This window comes from Aerococcus sp. L_32, from assembly GCF_050689315.1.
On sequence record NZ_JBOEQF010000907.1, the window covers coordinates 1 to 746 of the forward strand.

The window sequence follows — 746 nt, forward strand, 5'->3', positions numbered from 1 at the left end:
TATCGCATTACTCGCGACCAGATTGTTTCATGTAATTCACGATTAATTCTTCAAGAATTTCATCGCGGTCATGATAACGGATAATATTACGCGCTTCGTTATGACGTGGAATATAAGCTGGATCACCAGATAATAAATAACCAACGATTTGATTTACTGGGTTGTACCCTTTCTCTTTAAGAGAATCATATACGATTTCTAATGTCTCTTTGACATCCTTTTCGTTGTTTTCTCCGAAATTGAATAGGACTGTTTCATCTTTATTACTCATCAGAACACCTCCAAATATTATCTATAGTTTACCTAATTATCCGTATTTTAACAAGAAATCGTCATTATTTGCCAATAATTTCTTTTGCAAATGCAAGTGCTTCTTCAATTCCAGCTGGATTTTTACCACCGGCTTGGGCCATATCTGGACGACCACCACCGCCACCACCAATTTTTGGTGCGACTTGTTTGATTAGGTCGCCTGCTTTAACACCCGCTTTAACAGCATCTTGACCAACAGCGATTAATAAATTCGCTTTATCATCCACTGAAGTTGCTAGCACAAGGATATCAGAAGAGCCTTTTTGTTTCCACTCGTCCGCAATCTTACGTAAATCATCCATCGAACGATTTGGTACGTGTTCAGCGATTACAGTGTAAGCACCAGCATTTTCTACATGATCAAAGATTTGACCTGCTGCTTGCGCATTCATTTTATCACGTAAAGCACTTAATTGCTGTAAAGTTTCCTTATG

Annotated in this window: 2 protein-coding genes; both read right to left on the minus strand. The window is 38.3% G+C overall.

Features of this window, described 5'->3' with window-relative positions:
- Positions 1-7 precede the first annotated feature (7 nt).
- The gene (locus ACRCJ0_RS17280; protein ID WP_003140964.1) at positions 8-271 is read right to left on the minus strand and encodes an IreB family regulatory phosphoprotein; all 264 of its coding nucleotides are present in this window, start codon (positions 269-271) and stop codon (positions 8-10) included.
- A gap of 64 nt (positions 272-335) precedes the next feature.
- Positions 336-746 (minus strand): DHHA1 domain-containing protein (locus ACRCJ0_RS17285; RefSeq protein WP_431391385.1); only part of this gene is annotated, 411 nt, incomplete at its 5' end.